The sequence below is a fragment of the Microbacterium sp. CR_7 genome (assembly GCF_041954755.1).
Classification (GTDB): Bacteria; Actinomycetota; Actinomycetes; order Actinomycetales; family Microbacteriaceae; genus Microbacterium.
In genome coordinates this window covers 40,369-56,779 of sequence record NZ_JAVAYF010000004.1, presented here as the reverse complement: position 1 = coordinate 56,779, position 16,411 = coordinate 40,369, and the positions used below count along the sequence as shown (strand labels likewise).

Genomic DNA, 16,411 nt, shown 5'->3' with positions numbered 1-16,411 from the left:
TCCCGCTCACTGCTCGCTAGCGCCGCATCGGTCCGCGGTCAACCCGTTCGGCGACGGCGCGAGGTGCTCGTACCGTCGACCGCAACGACCGACGAGCGAAGGAGCAGGACCATGAGCACGGGCATCGAGGCGGAGGCACGACGGGCGATCGTGACGGCGGCGGACTCGGGGATCGGGCGGGCGACGGCGGTCGCCCTGGCCGCGTCGGGGATCGACGTCGGCATCACCTGGCACTCCGACCAGGCGGGGGCCGAGGAGACGGCAGCCGAGGTACGGGCGCACGGGGCGCGCGCGGTGCTGACCCAGCTGGACGTCTCCGACATCCCGGCGTGCGGCGATGTGATCGACGGACTGATCGCCGAGCTCGGGGGCGTCGACGTGTTCGTCAACAACGCCGGCACCGGTGCGAGCACGCGTTTCCTCGACCTGTCGCTCGACGACTGGAACCGCGTGGTCGACACCGACCTCACCGGCGCGTTCGTGTGCCTGCAGCGCGCGGCGAGAGCGATGGTCGCCGCGGGCCACGGGGGCCGGCTGATCGCCGTCACGAGCGTGCACGAGCACCAGCCCATGGTCGGCGCCAGCGCGTACGACGCCGCCAAGCACGGGCTCGGCGGACTCATGAAGAACCTCGCCCTCGAGCTCGGCGCGTACGGCATCAGCGCGGTGAGCGTCGCACCGGGCGAGATCGCGACGGCGATGACCGGCAACGAGGACGTCGATCCGCGCACGGTCGACCGTCCCGGTATCCCGCTCGGACGCCCCGGCGACGCCCGCGAGGTCGCCGCGCTGATCGCCTTCCTCGCGTCGCCCGAGGCGGCGTACATCTCGGGCGCGTCGATCGCGATCGACGGCGGGATGCTGCAGATGGGCCCGCAGGCGGGGGCGGCGATCACGGAGCACAGCTGGCGGACCGTGTAGGCGCCGCCCGGCGCCTCAGCGGATCTCCGCGACCGCCGGTTGCGTGGGGGCAGCGGGCTCGCCGTGAACAGGATCGTGCTCCCGCTTCGCGGTGTTCGCGATGTGCGCACGGCCGACGACGATCGCCGCGACGATCATGATGGCGACGCCGAGCCAGTAGGGCGCGGCGTGGCTGACGGTCGTGTAGAGCGCGGCGGCGATGAGCGGGGCGACGGTGCTCATGGCGGCGTTGAGCGATTGGGTCGCTCCGCCGAGCCAGCCCTGCTCGTCGTCGCCGACCGCGTTCGACATCGCGCCGTCCATCGCGGCCTGCGATGCCCCCTGGCCCGCCGCCAGCAGGAGGGCGCCGACGATGAACACCCAGGGCTGGGCGAGGACCGACGCGACGATCGCGAGTCCGGCGAGCCCGATCATCTGCGCGACGATGCCGCTCACGATCACGCCCCTCTCGCCGATGCGCGGGAGCAGGATGCCGAGCAGCACGCCCTGGATCAGGATGTCGATGATGCCGACGCCGGCGGTGAGGAGGCCGATCTGCGTCGGTCCCCACTGGATCGAGTCGAGCGCGAGCACGCTGAAGTTGTTCACGAAGAACCCGAACGGCAGGGCCAGCAGGCCGAAGCCGATCATGAGGGCGCGCAGCTCCTTCCTGGCGAACGCGTTCTTGAAGACGGCGAAGGGCTGCACGTCGCGCGCGCGGATCGCGGAGATGCGGTTCTCGGGCTTCAGGCTCTCGGGCAGGAGGAACAGGCTGAGGATCGCGATCACGAGTGACACGGCCGCCGTGAGGAACACGGGCAGTTGCAGGCTCACCGCCGCCAGGAGACCGCCGATCGCCGGGCCCAGCATCGTGCCGATGCCGGAGAGTGCTCCGAGTAGGCCGAAGCGCTGCGCGCGCTTCTCAGGCGGGGTGATGTCGGCGAGGTAGGCGAACAGCGCCGGCAGGTCGCCGGCCGTGAGGCCCTGGATGACGCGGGCGAGCACGAGCACCCAGATGGCGCCCCCGATGCCGAACAGCGCCATCGAGAAGGCGGCTCCGAACGCCGCGGCGATGATGACCGGCCGCCGGCCGAACCGGTCGGAGAGGCGGCCGAGGAACGGGGCCACGAGGAACGCACACAGCCCGTTGATGGCCTCGAGCACGCCGACCCAGAGGGCGAGATCGTGTTCGTGCGTGACGTACTGCAGCACGACGAACGGCAGCACGGGGAGGACGACGGTCATGCCGATCACTGTGAGCATCGTCAGCACGACGAGCATGATCCAGGCGCGCGTTCCGCCGCGCGCAGACGAGTTGAGTGAAGTCACTCCGTAACCGTATCAATACCAGTTTTGGTGTCAACCCAGTTTTGTATCGGCTTCGCGATAGGCTGTCGGCATGACGACTGCCGAGCCGGTGGGCCGCCGCGAACGCAAGAAGGCCGCGACCCGCAAGAACATCTCCGACGTGGCGACGATGATGTTCCTGGAGCGCGGATTCGACAACGTCAGCATCCGGGAGGTGGCCGATGCGGCCGATGTCTCCCCCACGACCGTCTTCGCGCATTTCCCGCAGAAGGAGGCGCTGGTCTTCGACGAGGACGACGAGCAGCGCGATCGCCTCGTCGCCGCGGTGCGCGACCGGGCGGAGGGCGTGACGATCAGCCGAGCCATCCATGACTTCTACCGCGGTGAGATCGGCGTAAACCTGGACGAGCACGGCGAGGACGTCGCGCGCACCTTCATGCGCTTCCTCAACGAGACCCCCGCGCTGCGCGACTACGCCGCGAAGATGTGGCTGCGCCACGAGGATGCTCTCGCCGATGCCATCGCCGAGGAGCTCGGCCTCGACGCACCCACTGCCGAGATCCGCGTCTTCGCCCGTTTCGTGCTGCAGATGCAGCTGCTCGTCACCGACAGCGACGACCAGCTCGCGACGCTGGATGCCGGCTTCGCCGTGCTCGAGGGCGGATGGGATCCGATCGAGAAGCGGCTCGGGCAGGGGGCCTGAGGACCGGCACGCGGGGCTCCGGAGCCTTGTCGGTTGTCTCTGGTACGCTGACCCCGCCGGCGAAAAGAGGTCCAGGGGATCTCTTCCCTGAGGGGATAGCCGGCACACTTCTTCAGCCAGTGCCCCAGGGCGTGAACGTGGTGGCCAGTGACGGCTCCACCGACTCTCGAAACCACGCTCCACCCTTGCCGACCAGGTGCCGGTGAACTCCCCCGAGTGCATAGTCCGCAACCTGCAAGCCCCAGGACGTCGAAGCGTCCCACACGCAGAGCGTTATCCGACGATCGATCTGATCGCACACGTCCTGGATCGCCTCGCGCGCCTGCGACGCCCTCGTCTTGGTACCGAAACTCCCCGCGATGATCACCACACGATCCGCAGACGACGACACCCTGAGGACCACTTCTTTGATGTGCAGATACCAGGCGAGCTTGTAGAGGTACATCTGCCCCCTCGCGCGCACGTACTCGTACGCGTTGGTCTTGTACAAGAAGGTGGTGTCGAGCCTCGGCGCGAGGTCCCGGATGACGCCGAAGACCTCGTTCCGCGTCGCCACGCTGTCGTTCTTCGCATGGAACCCGCTCGGAAGCTGGAAGCCCTTCGCGGCGAGCGCCGTGCGGAGCTCGTGGCCCCGCCAGAGCGCGTCGCCGTGAGCGTTCTCGAACATGGCCGTACCGAATCCGAAGTATCCCGACTCCGTTGGCGAGGCGACGGCCCCGTAGTCGAGGTTTCCCGTCTCGTCGGCGTAGAGGTAGATGTCGGCCACGGTCGGATCGTACGAGCGCCAGAGAGCCGCGCCCGGGTGCGACCCGAGATATCAGCTCGCGTACGAGGTTTCCGGAGTGGACGCGACGGCGGGAGTCGAACCCGCAACGCCATCAGGTATGAGCTGAGGCCCGGGACCGCCCGGATCGCCGCGATGGGGTCGACGCTACCGGGGCGTGCTCACGAACACCAGCACCCGCCGAGGGATTGACGCCGCGTGTCGGGACGTTTCGTCCCGTGACGGTGAGAGTCGGCGCGTGACCAGGAGACGACGCGGAACACCGGTGTAGCGTCACGGGCATGACCGCCGCCGACGCCCCCGCCACGACCGGTCAGAGGACCCATCGCTACCTGCGCCTCGCACTCGTTCTCGTTGTCTTCGCCCTGCTGGTCGCCGTCTCGCTGCAGAGCGTCGTCGTCATCTGGCAGCCGCTCCAGTTCGGCTGGCATCCGCTGCCGTCGATCAGCCACGCGTTCTACACGCCGGTGCGCGACGTCTTCACGGGCGCGCTCATCGCCGTCTCCGTGGCGCTGCTGGCACTGTCCGGCCGCAATCGAGCGACGACGCTGCTCGACGTCTGCGCCGTGTTCGCGCCGCTCATCGCGATCGTGCCCACGGGCATCGCCGACACGCGCGCCGAGGGGCACCTCCCCTGCCCCGCCGCGATGGACTGCATCCCCGGCGGCGCCGTGGAGTCGGCCAAGGCCGGCATCGCGGTGTACGCGATCGTCGTGGTCGCGACCGTGATCGTGACCGCCGTCATCCGGGCGCGCACGCGCACGCCGAACCGCTCGGCGGCGCTCGTCTCGGTGATCGCGATCGCGACGGCATCCGTCGTGACGGCACTCGCGTTCGTCCCGTCGCTGAACGAGAGCTTCCCCTTCAACTTCTGGCCGGTGCACAGCATCCATTTCGTCGCCACGCTCGCGTTCTTCGGGGTCTTCTCCGCCGTGCCGATCCTCTACGCGGGAGGACCGCTCGAACCCGGCGAGACTCCGCCCACGCCGCGCCGACGCTCGATCTACCGGTGGATAGCGGGGCTCCTCATCGTCGACCTGCTCTTCCTCGCCGCGGCCGTGCTGTTCCGGCAGGTGTTCGGCGAGACCCCAGCCCTGCTGATCGGCGAGGTCGTCGCGCTGCTGCTCTTCGCGTGGTTCTGGCTCCTGCAGACCTTGCAGCGGTGGAACGATGCGGACCCGCCGTCGATCCTGCCGTCTCGCCACTCAGAAGCGTGACGCGGGAGCCGGGGCGTCGAGGGCGCGGATGAGCCGCCCCAGCGCTTCCCGCAGCTCCGCGCGGTGCGGCTCCGGGAAGTCGGTCGTGTACTCGACGCCGGGCGGCACATAGAACATGCCGTACACGGCCTCGCGCCAATCCGAGCCGCCGATGGGCCACCGGGTCCGTGCCTCATCCTCGGCGACGGCGCCGTCCGCCCAGATCCCGAAGTACTCGCGCATCCTCTCGATCGGCAGGTCCATGACGACGTCGGCCTCGATCTTCTGCGGCGACCACGACGTCGCGAGCAGGATGCGCTCCTGCACCTCCTCTTCCGACAGGTCACGCGGGGCGAAGAGCACCCGCGTGTGCTCCACCGAGTCGATGCGGTCGACGCGCAGCGTGCGCCAGTCGTCGCGCTCGAGATCCCAGCAGAGCAGATACCAGTTCCGGTCGGCGGGAGACAGCACGTGCGGCTCGACCCTCCGCACACTCTCGACGCCCTCGCGATCGACGTACCGCAGCCGCACCCGCTCGTGATCGCGCGCGGCGAGCGCGAGCTCTCCGAGCACCACGGGTGAGATGACGGATGCCGGGCGCGAGGTCGTCGGCTGCACCGACGCGGCGAGCGCGTTCACGCGTCGTCGCAGCGCCGCCGGGAGCACCTGCTCGAGCTTGGCGAGGGCGGTGAGCGTGACCTCGGATCCGCCGACCAGCTGCTGCGTCGCCGCGACGCGCAGGCCGATCGCCATGGTCACGGCTTCGTCATCGGTGAGCAGCAGCGGCGGCACCGCACTGCCCGCCTCCAACCGGTACCCGCCTGCCGCTCCCGGCGTCGACTCGACGCGGTACCCCAGCTCGCGCAGCCGGTCGACGTCACGACGAACGGTCCGCTCGGTCACGCCGAGCCGGGCGGCCAGTTCGTTGCCCGGCCAATGTCGATGCGTCTGCAGGAGGTTCAGCAGGGAGAGCGCTCGCGAGGTCGTGTCGGACATGTTCCAAGGTTGGCAGATATCGCGGACAGGATGTGTCCTGGTTGCCTCCTACCGTCGAGGCATGGCGAACGAATCCATCATCGAAACCGAGGGCCTCACCAAGGTCTTCACCGTCAAGAAGACGTCGGTCGAAGCGGTCACCGACCTCTCCTTCACCGCGGCGCGCGGCGAGCTCGTCGCGTTCCTCGGGCCCAACGGCGCCGGCAAGTCGACGAGTCTGCGGATGCTGACGACCCTGATCCCCCCGACGGCGGGCACCGCCCGTGTGGTCGGCCACGACATCCGCTCGGATGCCGCTGGCGTGCGCGCCCGCATCGGCTACGTCGGCCAGCTCACCAGCGGCAGCTTCTCGCAGCGCGTGCGGGACGAACTGCTCAGCCAGGGCACCTTCTACGGCATGTCGCGACGCGACAGCATCCGGCGTGCCGACGAGCTGATCGGCTCGCTCGACCTCGGATCGTTCGCGAACCGTACCGTGCAGCAGCTCAGCGGCGGCCAGAAGCGCCGCCTCGACATCGCCCTCGGCCTCATGCACGCGCCGCCGCTCATCTTCCTCGACGAACCGTCGACGGGTCTGGATCCGCAGAGCCGCGCGAACCTCTGGGAGCACATCCTCGACCTGCGCACGCAGCACGGGACGACCGTCTTCCTCACCACGCACTACCTGGAGGAGGCCGATCGCTACGCCGAACGGGTCATGGTCATGGACAGGGGGCGCATCATCGCCGACGACGACGCGGCGTCGCTCAAGGCGACCCTCGCCGGGGACGTTCTGACGTTCGGCTTCGCGACGGAAGCGGATGCCGTGGCCGCGCGTCCCCTCATCGCCCGGCTCGCCGCCGCCGAGGTGACGATCGACGACGACGCGGTGAGCCTCGCGGCGCCCGAGGGCGACCGTCTGCTGCCGCGGATCGTCCGCGAGCTCGACGCGGCCGGCATCCTCGTACGGCGCGCGACAGGTGTGCCGCCGACCCTCGACGACGTCTTCCTCGCCCTCACCGGGCGCACGCTGCGCGAAGCGGGCGAGGGCGACGCCTCGGCATCCGAATCCTCCGACGCGACCGAATCCGACAAGACAGGAGCCCTCTCATGAGCATCACCGCCGACACCCTCGTGCGCCCGAACCTCGCCCGGGACACCCGCAACGTGCTCACACGTGAGCTGAAGCCCGTGCTGCGCGATCCGTTCACGCTGATCTTCAGCCTGCTGCAGCCGCTCGTCTTCCTCGGGCTCTTCGCGCCGCTGCTCGTCGGACAGTCGGGGCAGCCGGCCGGAGAGACCCTCGCCTGGTTCGTGCCCGGGGTGCTCGTCATGATCGTGCTGTTCGGCACGGGGGCGACCGGATCGAACCTGCAGTACGAGATGATGACCGGCTCGCACGAGCGCACCCTCGTGGCACCGCTCGCGCGGTCGTCGCTGCTCGTCGGGCGCGCTCTGAAGGAGATCGCGCCGATCGTCGTGCAGGCACTGGTGATCGTGCTCATCGCGTGGCCGTTCGGGTTCGCGATCCATGTGCCGGGGCTGCTGATCGGCCTCGCGCTGCTCGCGGTCTTCGGGGTGGGGCTCGGCGCCCTGTCGTACTCGCTCGCGCTGGCCACCAAGGACCGCGAGTGGTTGTTCTGGGGGGTTCAGCAGGCACTCATCTTCCCGCTGCTGATCCTCTCGGGCATGCTGCTCCCCCTCGACGAGGGACCCGCGTGGATGCGCGCGGTCGCCGCGGTCAACCCCGTGAACTGGGTCGTGCAGGCCGAGCGCGCGCTGTTCGCCGGAGACCTCGGCGACGTCACGGTGCTGTGGGGCTGGGTCGCCGCCCTCGCGGTCGCGGTCCTGGGTCTCGCGGTGGGGGTGCGTGCGATCCGCCGCAGCAACTGAGCCAGGATGCGGCCCGGGAAACCCGGGGCCTGCGGCATCCGCCCGGCGTGTCTGGTCACGACACGCCGGGCGGGGCCGTGCCGGTCTGGATGTTCCGGGCTCCGGGCACTCGGCTCAGCGCCGGATCGAGTCGTGGAACGGGTTGGGTTCGAGCGTGAAGTCGCTCGAGGCGTCGGCCCAGGTGCCGCCTGTCGACGGCGTGCGTCCTCGTCGGAGGCGGGCGAGCGCGGCGGTCGCCGGCACGCCGAGCGCGAGCGCCGCGGTGCCGCTCACCGAGCGGTCCTCGCGGCCGAGCACGCTCGCACGATGCCACGACTCGTGCAGCGCTCCCCCGCGGGGCGAGGGCACCGTGCGGGCCGGCAGCCGGCCGGCGCGGCGCTGCGCCACGAGCTCCTCGACGCGGCTCCACCACGTGGACTCCGCGGGCGGATGGAAGTAGTTGTCGCGCAGCCAATCGGGGTGCGGATGCCGGAACCGGCCCGCGACGACCTCGCTGCGTCCGCCCAGCAGTCCGCTGCCGACGAAGACGGTGTTCAGCAGGCTCTTGCTGACCCCGAACGAGTCGAGGGCGATGACGGGGATGCCGAGGGCCACCGCCTCGACCGCCGCGGTCGAGCTGACGGTGACGAGACCGGCCGCGGTCGACAGCGCCTGCGCCATGGAGTCATAAGACACGACGAGGTTGTCTGGTCGCCGATGGGGCAGCAGGTCGAGGTACGGATCGCGCTCGAGGTGCGTCTCGGACTCGCCCGGCCGCGAGCGCAACTTGACCACGATACGACGCTCGGGGTCGGCCTGCGCGGCCCGAACGAGGGTGGCGACGATCTCGGCGCGCTCCTCCCGTGCGGTCGGCACGAGAGCCTGAGCGGCGAAGACGACGTCGGTGGCCGGCTCGCGCTTCGCACGGGGCTCGACCACGGGCGACCGGTCGGCGAGCAGGGTGCTACCGGGCCGGGCCGCTTCGGCGGCGAGCACGCGTGCGCGGTCCAGCGCCAGCATCCGTGATCGGAACCGCGCGAAGGGTAGCGTCGCGAGCGCCGTGGGCACCCGCACCCCGATGCGGTGGCCGAGCTCCGCGAACGCCCGCTCCTCGCGGTGCGAATGCACGACGAGCAGGTCGGCGTGACGGCGGTAGTCGAGCGCGCCGCGCTGCGCCGGGATCGCCATTCCCGGGAGCCCCGCCACGACCACCGGTCGCCGGGAGAGCCGATCGACGACGCGTCCGAGAAGCCGGACGAACGGGCCCCGCCCGGCGAGCAGCACCACGTCCGGCCGCTGCCCCTCGAGCCATCCCTGCACGCGCTCGAAACCGACGCGCGTCACGTCGTGCTCCTGCATCCCGGTGCCGGCCAGCGCCGCCCCCAGCTGCTCGACGCTGACGGTGAGCGGCGTGCGCACGAGGAGGAGATGGCGATGGATGCCGTCCACGGCGCCCAGCAGCGACGCCGACCACTTCACGAACGAATCGGCGTCGGCGATCGCGACGACGCGCAGCGCCTGGCGCGCGCTCATGCCCGCGGACACGCTCACGCCGGAACGCGACGCAGCTTGGCCATCGGGGCGCGCTCGCTGTCGAACACGCGCTTGACGCCGTCGCCGAGGGCCTTCTCGATCACACGGATGTCGCGCACGAGGTGCTCGAGACCGGTCGGCTCCAGCGACGCCGCGTGGTCGGAGCCCCACATCGTGCGGTCGAGGGTGATGTGCCGCTCGACGGCGACGGCGCCGAGCGCGACGGCGGCGAGCGAGATCTGCAGGCCGCGCTCGTGGCCCGAGTACCCGACCGGGATGCCGGGGTACCGGTCGCGCAACGACGCGATGACGCGGAGGTTGGCCTCCCCCGGCTCGAGCGGGTAGGTCGAGGTGGCGTGCATGAGCACGACGCGGTCGGTGCCGAGCGTGTCGAGGGCGCGGTCGATCTGCTCGATGGTCGACATCCCGGTCGACAGGATGATCGGCTTGCCGGTCTCGCGCAGCGCGACGAGCAGTTCGGTGTCGGTCAGGCTCGCCGACGCGACCTTATGCGCGACGACGTTCAGGTCTTCGAGGAACTCCACGCTCGGCACGTCCCACGGCGAGGCGAACCAGTCGAGGCCGAGCATGGTGGCGTGGTCGCCGATCTCGACGTACTCGTCGCGACCGAACTCGATGCGGTGGCGGTACTCGAAGTAGGTCATGGTGCCCCAGGGCGTCTCGCGCAGTACGTCACGCATGTGCTCGGGCGTCGAGATCTCCGGCGTGCGCTTCTGGAACTTGACGGCATCCGCACCGGCCTTCGCCGCGACGTCGATGAGGCGCTTGGCGATGTCGACGTCGCCGTTGTGGTTCAGGCCGATCTCGGCGATGACGTAAGCGGGACGACCGCCTCCGATGACGCGCGATCCGATGCTGACAGTCATGGTTCCTCCGGTCGTCGAATGGCCTTCCCTCCTGGGTACGCGCGGAGAGTGAACACCGCGCGACAGGAGGGTTACCGGCACCCGTCAGGCGGGCAACACCCGTTCGACGAGCTCGCGTACGGCACCGCGGCCGCCTCGCCGTGTCAGCACGACCCGCGCCTCCGCGAGCACCCGCGGATGCGCGTTCGCGACCGCGACCGGCCACCCGACGATCCGCATCGCGGGAAGGTCGTTGACGTCATTTCCCAGGTAGGCGATCTCGTCGAGCGCTATGCCGTTCTCCTCGGCCCACCCGCGCAGCGCGGACTCCTTGTCCTCGATGCCGTGCAGCACGGGCACCCTGAGCTTCTCGGCCCTGGCGCGCACCACCGCGTTCACCTCGGTGGAGAGGATGAGCATCGGGATGCCGGCCTTTCGCAGCAGCGAGACCCCCATGCCGTCCTCGCGGCTCACCCTGACGCGCTCGACGCCGTCGGCATCCACGCTCGCGGTGTCGTCGGTGTGCACGCCGTCGAAGTCGGTCACCACGGCCCGCACCGGGATCCGCTCCGGCGTCTCGTGCAGCGCGGCGAGCGCGCGCGCGATCTCGAGCTGCTGCGCGTCATCGATCTCGATGGCCGACCACTCGGGCACCTCCGTGATGCGGATGCGTCCGAAGAACCGGTGCTGCGCTTCGCGGAAACCGTCTGCGCGGAAGACGTAGAACGCCCCGGTCTCGAGGTAGTGGGGGTCGCGATCCTGCCTCCGGGGACGGTGGCCCGCCTCGTGGTTGAGCGCGACCGCGGCGTCGTCGCCCGTGCGCGCCCAGAGGAATCCGTACGTCTCGAACGCCGAGAACACGCTGTCGGCGCGCTCTTCCCGCACCTCGCGCACGGCTTCGGCGAGCGCGTCGGCGGAGATGAACGGCGACGTTGCCTGCAGGAAGGCGACGACCTCGACCCGCTCCCCTGCGGCTTCGATCTCGTCCAGCGCATGCAGGATCGCGCTCTCCGACGACGCGGTGTCACCCGACAGCTCGTCGGGTCGCCGCACGACGACCGCTCCCGCTGCGGACGCGACCGTCGCGATCTCGGCGTCGTCGGTCGACACGACCACGAGGTCGATGCCCTCGGCGGAGAGCGCGCTGCGCACCGCCCGCTCGATGAGCGGCACTCCGCCCACGCGCTGCACGTTCTTGCGTGGTACGCCCTTGGATCCGCCGCGGGCCGGGATGATCGCGACCGTTCGCCCGGTGGTCGCAGGATCGGTCATCGTCATCGTCCTCTCAGGACTCGCCAGGCGCGTCCGATGCGGCGCCGAGCGCCGAGCGCGGTGAGCCGCAGTTCCTCCACCCGCCCGATACCCCCGGCGGGCCGCAGCGCGCGATCCGCCAGGGTCGGCGTCGGCGCGCCGGGGAGGCGCAGTTCGGCCAGACGCTGCGGCGAGAAGTAGCGGTCGCGATCGCCCGAGCGGATGCTGCGCAGCAGCGCCTCCGCCCGCGGACGCAGGTGGGCAGCGACGAGCGGCTGCATGGCGTATCCCACCGCATCGACGAGCAGCTGCAGCTGGGCCGGCTCGCGATACGGCGAATCGGCGCGGGTGAGCACGTCGACGATCGTCGCGGGGATGCGGTTGCTGTTCTCGAAGGGCGTGAGACGGTGGAGCAGGGCGTCGGTGCCGACCGCGTCGATCTCGCGACCGAACGCGCTCTGCACGGTCGGCAGCGCGGTCGAGAAGCCGGCGATCACGGTGCGTGCGTCGAGGCGCTCAGCGAGCACTTCCGCCGACAAGCCGCCGCGGTACTCCACGAGCTCGACGGACAGCGCCCGCGCGTGCTCGCGCAGCGCGTCGGTGACCCGGGGCGGAGCGGAGGGGTGCGGCTTGAACACGATGCGGCTCGGTCGCCGTCGCGCCGCGAGATCGATCATCTGCCGCTGCTGGGCGACCTCCTCGGCGTCGGAGAGGAGCCCCAGGGCGGCGAGATACTGGCCGAGCACGAGCACCGTCTCCCCGTCCCCGCGATCGACCGGGTCCGGCGGAGCCGCCTCGAGCAGCACGCGGCGGAACGCCTCTGCGGGCACGGGCACGACCTCCGCGCCCGGCGAGGCCGCCAGCGGCGCGACGCCCGGCACGACGTCGGCGTACACGACCCGGCCGATGCGCGCGCCGATCGTGTGGGGCAGCTTCACGCGCAGGGGCGAGTAGGTCATCAACCCGTCCCCGACGATCGTGATGCGCGCACGGGGGAAGAGCCGCATCAGCGTCAGCGCGGGCGCGACCTGGGGGCTCTGCACGAGGATCTCGAGGTCGTCGCCGTCGAACCGCCAGGCCCGGGTGAGCAACCGCTCGAGCACGGGAAGCTCGGACTTCTCCGGCTTCCATGCGCTCGGGTGCAGCGGTCCCAGCAGCGCGTCGAGATCCTCGATGCGGTCGAACCGTGCGCGCAGGCTCGCGAGCGCCGGATCGTCGAGGATGCCGACGGTGGTCTCCGGCACACGGGCCGAGACGAAGGGGACGAGCACCCGGTCGTCATCGTCGCCGAGCAGACCGGCGTCGAGCGCGGCGACCGCCGTCGTGAGGGCGTAGGCGCTGTGCAGCGCGAACAGCTGCGTCATGCCGCCGACTCGACCGAGCGCAGGAGCGACGCGAGCACCCGACGCCGCGGGCCGTCGAGGCGCCCGAGCACGGCATCCGATTCGAGCGCGGGCAGACGGCCGAGCAGCCCGCGGATGCCGGAGCGCATCTCTGCGCGCAGTCCCGGCGTCATCCGCCGTGCGCGGACGAGGTGTCGCGAGCTGAGAGCCAGCACCGTCCACACCGCCTTCGGCAGGAAGCGCTCGGCCTCGGAGTCCGCGGTCACGATGTCGAGCACCTCGTGCATCGCCTTCACGAAGTCGAGCTGGCGGCGATCGCGCACCTGGGTGAGCGAGGTCGACACTCCGCGGCGGTACAGCAGAGCCGGGGCGTCGACGACCGCGAACGAGCTCGCCTGCAGATGGAGTCGCCAGATCCACGGTCGGTCCTCGGCCGTGAAGAGTCCGGGGACGAAACCCGCGAGGCCGTCGTCGAGCACACGGCGATGCAGCATCCCGGCCCAGGCGAAGGGGTAGTCGACCATCGTCGGCTCGTCTTCGGGCAGGATCGCCTCGCGCGGCGACTGGACCTGCTCCCGCCACGGATGCGGCGCCCTGACCAGCGCGCGCACCCCGTCGCGCACGGTCACGTGGTCGGTGCGCACGATGTCGCAGTCGAGCTCGCGCAGCCGACGGGCCAGCACCTCGAGGCGACGCGGCTGCATCCAGTCGTCACCGTCGAGGAAGCAGAACGCGTCTCCCTCGACCTCGGCGAGCCCCTGATTGCGGGCGCTCGCCAGGCCGCGCGGGCGCGGGTTGAAGATGACGGTGGCGTGCGGCATCCGCTCGGCGTAGGTGCGCATGATCGCCCCGGTGTCGTCGCGGGAGCCGTCGTCGATCGCGACGAGCTGCAGCGCTGCCGGGTCGTCGAACTGCCGGGTCAGCGTCTCGAGCGTCGTGCCGATGTACGCTCCTGCGTCCTTCGCAGGAAGGATGACGGTGACGAGCGGTCTGCGCACGGATCTCCCGGTGGTGGACGGTCCCGGCATGGTCGCAGGCGCTCGTTGCCGGACGGCGACGCACAGGTGAACGGGCGGTGACCGCGCGCGACGCGCCCCGTCGCATTCGCGCACGAGGTGCGGATCGGCGACGATGGGAGGATGCTCTGGCCGTTCGGAACCACGTGGCGCCCCGTGCGGCAGAAGCGTCGCGACGCGGTCGACCTGCGCTGGCTGACCGCCCGGTCCTGGACCAGGCGCTGGTATCCGCAGGGCGTCGATCTCGGCGTCTGGCACGGACGGCGCACCCTGGCGGTCAGCTGGTTCCGGCAGCGCCTCGACGGGCACCATCTGGCGTCACGGGTCGCCCTCGTCGACCTGGACCGCTCGCGCCACCTCGACGTGCTGCTCGCAGTCGAGGAGGACGGCGAGCTGCAGCCCGCACCGATCCACGCCGGCGGCCTCGCCTGGTTCGACGACAGGCTGTTCGTCGCCGCCACCAACGACGGCATCTGGGAGTTCGACCTCTCGCGCGTGCGACGGGTGCACGGAGCCGTCGCCCGACGCCTGGCCGGGTCCACCCGACGCGGTCCGCGCGTCACCGCACTCGTGGCTGTGCGGAGTCGGGTGCACCCGGTGCCGCTGCGCTGCTCCTACATCGGCCGCGTGTTCGACGCCGAAGGAACCCCGCTGCCGCGCGTGCTGATCGGCGAGTACCGGAAGGACGACCGCGGACGGATCGGCGAGTTCTCGCTGCCCGAGGCTGATGACGGTCGCTTCAGCGAGATCGAGCGCGCAGCCCCCGGCATCCCGCGCATGCAGGGAGCCGTGCGCTGGGGCGAGCGCCATTTCGTCTCGCAATCCGATCTGCTCCGCCCCGGCACGCTCTGGACCGGCCACCTCGGCGGTCTGAAGCGGAGTGCGGTGCCTCTGCCCGTCGGGTGCGAGGACCTCGCCCTCGACCTCGATGCCGGTTACCTGTGGACCCTCGGCGAGCACCCGTGGAAGCGGGTCGTGCGCGGCATCCCCCTCGCCTCCCTCGACCTCTGACGGCCTCTCTCTCAGCCGGCTGCTGGGCACCCGAACGTAGACTGTCCTGGTGAAGAAGACCGCCCCTCTCCTCGTCTACACCGTGCTGCGGCTGCTGGCGTTCCTCGTCCCGCTCGCCGTGATGTGGTTCTTCTTCCCGATCTTCCGCGAGTTCTGGTGGCTCGCTGCGATCTTCGCCGCGCTCATCGGGGCCAGCATCTCGATGATCTTCCTGAGGACTCCGCTGTCCGACGCCTCGGCGCGCATCCACGAGCGCCGTGAGGGACGCGCGGTGGCCGGTCAGGCCGACGCGGATGCCGAGGACGCCGCGATCGACGAGTCTGACCGCCCCTGACGCGTCTCGTCGTCAGCCGACGAAGGCCCAGAACAGCGCGCCCGCGTAGAGCAGCGCCGTGAGCGACGTCAGCGCAAGGGCGATCACGAGCTCCTTCGGCTGGCGATACGTCCAGACGATGAGGATCGCGGGGAGCCCCGCGAGCAGCGCGAGCACGCCGAGCCACGCGATCGGGTAAAGCAGCGCCAGGAAGACCAGGATGCCGAAGGGCGCCAGCACGAAGAGCGTGAAGAGAACCTGCGTGGGGCGACGGCCGATCAGCACCGTGAGCGTGCGCTTGCCGACGAGGCGGTCCTGATCGATGTCGCGGAGGTTGTTCGCGAGCAGCACCGCGCAGGCGAAGAGTCCGGCGGCGATCGCCCCGAGCCATGCCTGCTGCGGGAGCTCGAAGACCTGCACCCACGTGGTTCCGAGGGTCGCGACCAGTCCGAAGAACACGAAGACGAAGACCTCGCCCAGCCCGAAGTAGCCGTAGGGGCGCTTGCCGCCGGTGTAGAACCAGGCTGCGACGATGCACGCGGCGCCGACCGCCAGCATCCACCACTGCTCCGTGCGGATGACGATCGCGACGCCGACGGCCGCGGCGAGAGCGAAGAAGACCAGGCCGATGATCAGCACGGTGCGCGGCTTCACGCGCCCGGAGGCAGTGAGCCGCGCCGGGCCGACCCGCACCGCATCCGTGCCGCGGATGCCGTCGCTGTAGTCGTTGGTGAAGTTCACGCCGATCTGCAGCAGCACGGCGACGGCGAGGCAGGCGAGGGCGATGACCCAGTGGAACTCGGGGCCGGTGCTGCGGGCAGCGCCGGTGCCGATGACCACCGGGGCGATCGCGAGCGGAAGGGTGCGCAGGCGCGCAGCGCCGATCCAGTCCCGAGCCGTGATGGGGCCCGCTTCGACGATCGGCTTCTTCGCGGGGTTGCCGCTCGCCCGCACGGGCTTCCGCGACGAGGGCCGGCTCTTCTTCTTGCGCTTGGTCGATGCTGCCACGGAGGGAATCCTACTGGCCGCGACTTTCCCGGCCCGTCAGGGGTTCGGGTTCGAGTCCTTGCCGTCCAGCCACAGCGTGTCGCTCTTGTCGCCGTGCGAGCCGCCCGTGCCGACGTGCTTGTCGCTGATCTTCGGCCCCTTGAGGATGACGTGCACCATGGCCTGGGCGTGCCCGTGACCGAGGGAGTACTCCTCCTTGAGCCAGTTGAGGACGACCGTCGACTTCGTCGTCTCGTCGAAGCCCTTCTCCTTCGCGAGTTCGATGAACTGGCGAGGGGTGAGACCGGTCTGGGTCTCGACCTTGTCGAGGTAGGCCTGGAAGGACATCGGTA

17 protein-coding genes and 1 tRNA gene are annotated in these 16,411 nt (G+C 70.5%); 7 read left to right on the top strand and 11 right to left on the bottom strand.

Annotation, left to right across the window (positions count from 1 at the left end; genetic code table 11):
- The first annotated feature begins 111 nt into the window (after window positions 1-111).
- Window positions 112-921 carry an SDR family oxidoreductase gene (locus RAC81_RS09320; RefSeq protein WP_375082113.1) on the top strand — a complete coding sequence of 270 codons (810 nt, stop codon included), beginning with the start codon at window positions 112-114 and terminating at the stop codon, window positions 919-921.
- Between the two features lie 15 nt (window positions 922-936).
- On the opposite strand, the gene RAC81_RS09315 is transcribed toward RAC81_RS09320, so the two are convergent.
- A complete protein-coding gene (locus RAC81_RS09315; RefSeq protein ID WP_375082112.1) occupies window positions 937-2,229 on the bottom strand; it encodes an MFS transporter in 1,293 nt (430 codons plus the stop codon).
- Window positions 2,230-2,299: 70 nt separating this feature from the next.
- On the opposite strand from RAC81_RS09315, the gene RAC81_RS09310 reads away from it, so the two are divergent.
- Window positions 2,300-2,911 carry a TetR/AcrR family transcriptional regulator gene (locus RAC81_RS09310; protein WP_375082111.1) on the top strand — a complete coding sequence of 204 codons (612 nt, stop codon included), beginning with the start codon at window positions 2,300-2,302 and terminating at the stop codon, window positions 2,909-2,911.
- A 112-nt stretch (window positions 2,912-3,023) separates the two neighbouring features.
- On the opposite strand, the gene RAC81_RS09305 is transcribed toward RAC81_RS09310, so the two are convergent.
- Window positions 3,024-3,677, bottom strand: coding sequence for a DUF3800 domain-containing protein (locus tag RAC81_RS09305; RefSeq protein WP_375082110.1), 654 nt, complete (start codon window positions 3,675-3,677; stop codon window positions 3,024-3,026).
- Window positions 3,678-3,754: 77 nt separating this feature from the next.
- A tRNA-Met gene (locus RAC81_RS09300) sits at window positions 3,755-3,830 on the bottom strand.
- A 146-nt stretch (window positions 3,831-3,976) separates the two neighbouring features.
- On the opposite strand from RAC81_RS09300, the gene RAC81_RS09295 reads away from it, so the two are divergent.
- Entirely contained in the window at window positions 3,977-4,912 is a 936-nt protein-coding gene (locus tag RAC81_RS09295; RefSeq protein WP_375082109.1) for a hypothetical protein, read from the top strand.
- Here RAC81_RS09295 and RAC81_RS09290 read toward each other — a convergent pair.
- Window positions 4,901-5,887 carry a helix-turn-helix transcriptional regulator gene (locus tag RAC81_RS09290; protein WP_375082108.1) on the bottom strand — a complete coding sequence of 329 codons (987 nt, stop codon included), beginning with the start codon at window positions 5,885-5,887 and terminating at the stop codon, window positions 4,901-4,903. The genes RAC81_RS09295 and RAC81_RS09290 overlap by 12 nt on opposite strands.
- A 61-nt stretch (window positions 5,888-5,948) precedes the next feature.
- Between RAC81_RS09290 and RAC81_RS09285 the strand changes: the two genes are divergently transcribed.
- Together RAC81_RS09285 and RAC81_RS09280 are read left to right on the top strand one after the other, a co-directional pair.
- Entirely contained in the window at window positions 5,949-6,980 is a 1,032-nt protein-coding gene (locus RAC81_RS09285) for an ATP-binding cassette domain-containing protein (RefSeq protein ID WP_375082107.1), read from the top strand.
- The gene (locus tag RAC81_RS09280) at window positions 6,977-7,759 is read left to right on the top strand and encodes an ABC transporter permease (protein ID WP_375082106.1); all 783 of its coding nucleotides are present in this window, start codon (window positions 6,977-6,979) and stop codon (window positions 7,757-7,759) included. The genes RAC81_RS09285 and RAC81_RS09280 overlap by 4 nt, the downstream gene beginning before the upstream one ends.
- Before the next feature lie 114 nt (window positions 7,760-7,873).
- On the opposite strand, the gene RAC81_RS09275 is transcribed toward RAC81_RS09280, so the two are convergent.
- From RAC81_RS09275 to RAC81_RS09255, 5 genes are all read right to left on the bottom strand, one after another.
- The gene (locus RAC81_RS09275; RefSeq protein ID WP_375082105.1) at window positions 7,874-9,289 is read right to left on the bottom strand and encodes a DUF6716 putative glycosyltransferase; all 1,416 of its coding nucleotides are present in this window, start codon (window positions 9,287-9,289) and stop codon (window positions 7,874-7,876) included.
- Complete coding sequence (locus tag RAC81_RS09270; RefSeq protein ID WP_375082104.1) at window positions 9,286-10,158, bottom strand: N-acetylneuraminate synthase family protein; 873 nt, start codon at window positions 10,156-10,158, stop codon at window positions 9,286-9,288. Before RAC81_RS09270 ends, RAC81_RS09275 begins: the two co-directional genes overlap by 4 nt.
- 84 nt (window positions 10,159-10,242) lie before the next feature.
- Window positions 10,243-11,409 (bottom strand): cytidylyltransferase domain-containing protein, encoded by a 1,167-nt coding sequence (locus RAC81_RS09265; RefSeq protein WP_375082103.1) that lies wholly within the window; start codon window positions 11,407-11,409, stop codon window positions 10,243-10,245.
- A gap of 2 nt (window positions 11,410-11,411) precedes the next feature.
- Window positions 11,412-12,752: a polysialyltransferase family glycosyltransferase gene (locus tag RAC81_RS09260; protein ID WP_375082102.1), complete on the bottom strand. Its 1,341-nt coding sequence runs from the start codon at window positions 12,750-12,752 to the stop codon at window positions 11,412-11,414.
- The gene (locus tag RAC81_RS09255) at window positions 12,749-13,729 is read right to left on the bottom strand and encodes a glycosyltransferase family 2 protein (RefSeq protein WP_375082101.1); all 981 of its coding nucleotides are present in this window, start codon (window positions 13,727-13,729) and stop codon (window positions 12,749-12,751) included. Before RAC81_RS09255 ends, RAC81_RS09260 begins: the two co-directional genes overlap by 4 nt.
- Window positions 13,730-13,870: 141 nt before the next feature.
- Between RAC81_RS09255 and RAC81_RS09250 the strand changes: the two genes are divergently transcribed.
- Together RAC81_RS09250 and RAC81_RS09245 are read left to right on the top strand one after the other, a co-directional pair.
- On the top strand, window positions 13,871-14,758 hold the full coding sequence (locus RAC81_RS09250; RefSeq protein ID WP_375082100.1) for a hypothetical protein: 888 nt from the start codon (window positions 13,871-13,873) through the stop codon (window positions 14,756-14,758).
- A 49-nt stretch (window positions 14,759-14,807) separates the two neighbouring features.
- The gene (locus RAC81_RS09245) at window positions 14,808-15,092 is read left to right on the top strand and encodes a DUF4229 domain-containing protein (protein ID WP_375082099.1); all 285 of its coding nucleotides are present in this window, start codon (window positions 14,808-14,810) and stop codon (window positions 15,090-15,092) included.
- Between the two features lie 12 nt (window positions 15,093-15,104).
- Here RAC81_RS09245 and RAC81_RS09240 read toward each other — a convergent pair whose 3' ends face one another.
- Both RAC81_RS09240 and RAC81_RS09235 read right to left on the bottom strand, forming a co-directional pair.
- Entirely contained in the window at window positions 15,105-16,079 is a 975-nt protein-coding gene (locus RAC81_RS09240; protein WP_375082098.1) for a 1,4-dihydroxy-2-naphthoate polyprenyltransferase, read from the bottom strand.
- A gap of 36 nt (window positions 16,080-16,115) precedes the next feature.
- Window positions 16,116-16,406, bottom strand: coding sequence for a DUF4287 domain-containing protein (locus RAC81_RS09235; RefSeq protein ID WP_375082097.1), 291 nt, complete (start codon window positions 16,404-16,406; stop codon window positions 16,116-16,118).
- Window positions 16,407-16,411 lie beyond the last annotated feature (5 nt).